At 38.5% G+C, this 3,717-nt stretch carries 11 protein-coding genes; 9 read left to right on the top strand and 2 right to left on the bottom strand.

Annotated features, from left to right (window positions below; translation table 11 throughout):
• On the bottom strand, positions 1-812 hold an 812-nt coding region (locus HT691_RS10880; RefSeq protein WP_172925374.1), incomplete at its 3' end, for a S24 family peptidase.
• Positions 813-977: 165 nt separating this feature from the next.
• On the opposite strand from HT691_RS10880, the gene HT691_RS11585 reads away from it, so the two are divergent.
• The 6 genes from HT691_RS11585 to HT691_RS10855 all read left to right on the top strand — a co-directional run bounded on the left by HT691_RS11585 (position 978) and on the right by HT691_RS10855 (position 2,378).
• A complete protein-coding gene (locus HT691_RS11585; protein ID WP_007284831.1) occupies positions 978-1,103 on the top strand; it encodes a hypothetical protein in 126 nt (41 codons plus the stop codon).
• Positions 1,104-1,283: 180 nt separating this feature from the next.
• On the top strand, positions 1,284-1,493 hold the full coding sequence (locus HT691_RS10875) for a helix-turn-helix transcriptional regulator (protein WP_001166514.1): 210 nt from the start codon (positions 1,284-1,286) through the stop codon (positions 1,491-1,493).
• A 116-nt stretch (positions 1,494-1,609) separates the two neighbouring features.
• Positions 1,610-1,795 (top strand): helix-turn-helix transcriptional regulator, encoded by a 186-nt coding sequence (locus HT691_RS10870; protein WP_000274132.1) that lies wholly within the window; start codon positions 1,610-1,612, stop codon positions 1,793-1,795.
• A gap of 11 nt (positions 1,796-1,806) precedes the next feature.
• Positions 1,807-2,004, top strand: coding sequence for a hypothetical protein (locus tag HT691_RS10865; RefSeq protein WP_001057655.1), 198 nt, complete (start codon positions 1,807-1,809; stop codon positions 2,002-2,004).
• A 9-nt stretch (positions 2,005-2,013) separates the two neighbouring features.
• Entirely contained in the window at positions 2,014-2,205 is a 192-nt protein-coding gene (locus HT691_RS10860) for a hypothetical protein (RefSeq protein ID WP_000451679.1), read from the top strand.
• A 32-nt stretch (positions 2,206-2,237) separates the two neighbouring features.
• Positions 2,238-2,378: a hypothetical protein gene (locus tag HT691_RS10855; RefSeq protein ID WP_000993373.1), complete on the top strand. Its 141-nt coding sequence runs from the start codon at positions 2,238-2,240 to the stop codon at positions 2,376-2,378.
• Positions 2,379-2,403: 25 nt separating this feature from the next.
• Here the strand turns inward: HT691_RS10855 and HT691_RS10850 are convergent, their stop codons facing one another.
• Complete coding sequence (locus tag HT691_RS10850; RefSeq protein ID WP_001135683.1) at positions 2,404-2,934, bottom strand: hypothetical protein; 531 nt, start codon at positions 2,932-2,934, stop codon at positions 2,404-2,406.
• A 63-nt stretch (positions 2,935-2,997) separates the two neighbouring features.
• Here HT691_RS10850 and HT691_RS10845 point away from each other — a divergent pair, with 63 nt between their 5' ends.
• From HT691_RS10845 to HT691_RS10835, 3 genes are all read left to right on the top strand, one after another.
• Positions 2,998-3,150: a hypothetical protein gene (locus HT691_RS10845; RefSeq protein WP_165852420.1), complete on the top strand. Its 153-nt coding sequence runs from the start codon at positions 2,998-3,000 to the stop codon at positions 3,148-3,150.
• Between the two features lie 39 nt (positions 3,151-3,189).
• Positions 3,190-3,450 carry a hypothetical protein gene (locus tag HT691_RS10840; RefSeq protein ID WP_000097024.1) on the top strand — a complete coding sequence of 87 codons (261 nt, stop codon included), beginning with the start codon at positions 3,190-3,192 and terminating at the stop codon, positions 3,448-3,450.
• A 46-nt stretch (positions 3,451-3,496) separates the two neighbouring features.
• The coding region (locus tag HT691_RS10835; RefSeq protein ID WP_275690604.1) for a BRO family protein at positions 3,497-3,717 on the top strand (221 nt) is incomplete at its 3' end.

Below are 3,717 nucleotides of genomic sequence, written 5' to 3'. Positions count from 1 at the left end.
TCCCCTCTATACACCCCGACTACTGCATAAATCTTGATGTGTGTGTCTTCGGCTGGTGGGAAGTCTAGGGTGATGTCTTCGTACTTGTCATTGAGTGATACGAGGCGTAAGCGTCCGTTTTCGGTATAGATCTTTTTGAAGTAAGAACGGTCTCCGTATGCGATAACTGCTAGGTCTCCGTTGTAGGTGGTCAGTCCCTTGTCTACTAAATAGAGAATATCTCCGTCTTGGTAGTCAGGTTGCATGGAGTCTCCGCTTACCTTAGTCGCAATATCGTGGCGTGGTGGTTGCTCGTCAACCTCTATAGTCTCTCTATCTGTATCGTCGTAATCGAATCCATAGTTAAATCCAGAAGCTGCTGCCGTCTCAGATACAACCTCAACTTGATACAAGCTGATAACTTCCGACACTTCGTTTTTCTTCGTTTCTTCTTCGTTTTGCTCTGTGTACATCTCGCCGTTTGCTTTTTGCCTCTCCAGAAGTTCCTCAGAAGTCCGTAGGACGATTTTTTTATTATCTGGGGTTAATTGTACCACCTTGTCCGTTATCTGCTGTGTGAGCAAATCTGGGGACGCTGTGGGGGTGTCTGCTTTACGAATAGGTGGAAATAAATCGTCAATAGTTACGCTGAGAGCAGAGGATATTTTAAACAAAGTATTCTTTTTAGGAGTACGGAAACCTTTTTCATAGTTTGCTATAGTTGTATCACCCATATCCACTAAAGTAGCTAATTCTTTTTGCGTCAATCCGCGCTGTAATCGATATTCTTTTATTTTTGTTCCGATGTATATAGCTAATTCTTTGTCAGTCATATATTTCTCCTGAGTGTTTTATTAAGTAGATTATAACAAAATATTCACGGAAAGAAAAGTTTTTTTGTTTTTTCGCAAAAAAACTATTGACACTTCACGAAAAGTGAGGTATAATTAAATCATGGTTGAGGTAATCAATCAAATAAATACAGGAGGAAAAGAGATATGCGGAGACGCAAAAAGCCTGAAAAGGCAACAAAAAAAGAGCCATGGCTTGACGGTCCTAAGGCTCTGGTTATCTCAACAGTGATTACAGCCAGTGTTGAGTTAATCAAACACTTCTTGAAATAGAAGTGGGGTGAGCGGGGCGAAAGCCCCAAAGCTCACTATTAGTATAGCATATCTCGAAAGATTTGTCATGAAAGACAAGAAGAAATTTTGGAATGTGGTCTGCTGGATGCTAACCGGTTTTATCTGGGTGTACTTCATCTGGAAATGGTTTTTTTAAAATGAATAGGAGGTGATTATGGTTTGCAAATTCTTTTATATAAACTGAGGAAGGAAAAGAATATTTCTCAGAAAGAAATGGCAGATGTTATTGGAAAAAGCGAGAATAGCTATCGCAACAAAGAATTAGGTAAACAAGATTTTAAACTGAGTGAAATGTTCAAAATCGCCCATTATTTCGGTAAAGAATTGGGCGATATATTCACACCCCAGACTTCACGAAAAGTGAAATAAAACACCTAACATCAAAGAAGGTCAAACTTTTTCAAAATCGATAGAATAATTCTATCAAAACTGTTGACAAGTACCAACAGTTTTGAAAAGACCTATTAGTAGAAAGGAAGAAGTCGATGTATGGAGCGAAAATGAGGGAGCTGAGAACGGCTCAAAAGCTGGGCTTGCGTGAGCTTGCCAAGCGAACCTTGATAGACTACACGACCTTGTCACGGATCGAGAACGACCTGAAGGCGGTGACGCTGTCGCAGGCGGTGGTCATTGCCAAGGCGCTAGGGTGTAGGGTAGAAGATATGTTGTAGGAGGAAATACTATGAACAACGCAGCGCAAAAAGTAACACGGATTGACAGAGATGCCTGGGAGATCGCTACGGAGCTGGCGAACGAATACGGCGTATCTATTTGTCACATCATCAGCGAGAGCGTCCGCTACTGTGCAGAGAATGCCGAATTTAAGGAGATGGACGTTGTCGTTAAACGATTGGTAGTCGGCAGTAAGGTGCTGGAGTAGGAGGGGAAGATGGAAGTTTTTCTTTATGTGGTCATTGTATCAGCTATTACTTCATTTTTGGTGACGGTAATGCTATTGCGAGGATATTCGAATAGATTGACCGAAATGCTTGAGAATTTTTTTGACAATGAATTGCAAGCACGAAAAGAGATACAAAAACTTACTTTAGATACAATGGATAGAATTGCTAACAAAAAATAGAACAAAAAAATTCACTAATAGGAGGGGAAGAGATGAATGCAAATGTAAATGTATTTTATGAATTAACTTGTAAAGACTTGAACGAAGCGATTGACGCAAAAAATAAAATCATCGCCAATACACTTGACGATGAAACTGTTGAGATAAAAATTGAATTCTTACGTGATGTTTGAACTGTAAAATCGCTCGGAGATGGTTCTATCGTAGATCGCGTAATAGAGCCATGGTCGATTGTCTGATAGCTGTAGCTGGAGAATCGCTTTTATTGCTCTCGTTTACAGTGTAGAACATTGCAGATGCCAATGTAGCATCAAGTACAAACTTGTCTATATATTTGTGTTTCTTGCTATCGGAGTAAGTAATTGTCAGTGTAATTCGACCTTTATAATCTGGGTCTATTGATGATGTAAATTTTTGTCCTGGGGCAATCATATTTCCGATAAGTGAGTTGAAGCGGTGTACAGAATTCAATGGATCCAATTCGCCATCTATCTGAATATTATCTATATATGCTGGAGTTTGGCCAAAGTTTTTAAAAACAAAGGTACGTTGTTGATTTTTAACTGCATAGACATCTACATAAACATTAATATAAGGCTTTGCCATATCCTCTGTAGCTTTCTTTGTTTGCCAGAGTGAAATGGTATTAAAAACAAAACCGATAACTGCAATTATTACTGTGATATAGAGTGTCCAAATCTGGACATTATCATTGGTGATTTGTGGCATTAGATCACTTCCTTTCTGCTTTTATTATAGCAAAAAGGAGAGAAAAATAGAAAGGAAAGAGATATGGCAAATAAGGAATTTAAAAATAGTTACATCGATAGAAAAAAATTAAGTAGTAGTCTTAAAACACTGATGACTCAGCAAGCTATTGAAAGAGCAGAGCTTGCTGAGTCTCAGCGTAAGGAACTTGAAGAATTTCTCAAGGATCTGCTTTAATTATAGCAAAATGGGGAGAACAATAGGAAGGAAAGAGATATGAGCAGCCTATCAAAAAATTTACTACCAATTCAAAATTTAGAAATTAAGATAGATAGCGACTCTAGTATTCCACGAGTTATTTTGAACGGGGTTGATTTTCAAACAGAAGATATTTGTCTTCAAGGTATCAAGATAATTTGGGAAACAAAGAAAGATGAAGTGCCAGAGACACTTATTCAGGTTGATTATATAAATAACCGTGAAGCGCCTCATATAGTATCTGTCAAACAGTCGTTTAAAAATACTTTACTTAAATAGCTCTGGCGAGTTTTATTTCATTATATCAAATTTAGAAAGGAATATTATGAACGAAATTTTTAATTTTCACGGGCAGAAAGTCCGTACTTTGACAATTGATGACGAGCCGTGGTTCGTTGGGAAAGATGTTGCAGACATCCTAGGATATAGCAAGGCTAGAAATGCGATTGCTCTTCACGTTGATGAAGAGGACGCCCTAAAACAGGGCATCCCTACTAGTGGTGGAACACAGGATATGTTGATCATCAACGAATCTGGTCTCTACTC

The sequence above is a fragment of the Streptococcus sp. 477 genome, assembly GCF_013277295.1.
Taxonomy (GTDB): domain Bacteria; phylum Bacillota; class Bacilli; order Lactobacillales; family Streptococcaceae; genus Streptococcus; species Streptococcus pseudopneumoniae.
The sequence above is the reverse complement of the archived record's forward strand: the minus strand, read 5'-3'. Positions and strand labels throughout refer to the sequence as shown.